A 303-nucleotide genomic window follows, 5' to 3' on the forward strand; every position below is an offset into this window, starting at 1 on the left:
CCAGGCAATCAGATGTCGTACTGCAGAACGTTCTCGACGCTGCGCACGCCCAGTTTGTTTTCCACGGTTTCGCGCACTTTGTCGTAGACGAAGTTGTTGAGGGTGAGCACCGCCGTACCGGCGTAGTAGCGGCTCTTGTTCAGCTTCCACTGGATGCCCAGCACGTCGTCGTCCAGCTGCGGGGCAGACGCCTGGATGCAACTGATCACCATGACCACATCACCTTGCTCGGTCTCGATGCACGCAGCCAGGCCGACCATGCCCCGGGACTTGTTCTTGCGCTTGTGGTCGAGCACTTTGGCG

The 303-nt window shown here is 59.7% G+C and carries 1 protein-coding gene; it reads right to left on the minus strand.

Features of this window, described 5'->3' with window-relative positions; translation table 11 throughout:
* Positions 1-8: 8 nt before the first annotated feature.
* A partial coding sequence (locus QWI17_RS03165) for a hypothetical protein (RefSeq protein WP_302721053.1) occupies positions 9-303 on the minus strand: 295 nt, incomplete at its 5' end.

It is taken from the genome of Gilvimarinus gilvus (assembly GCF_030518155.1).
GTDB lineage: Bacteria > Pseudomonadota > Gammaproteobacteria > Pseudomonadales > Cellvibrionaceae > Gilvimarinus > Gilvimarinus gilvus.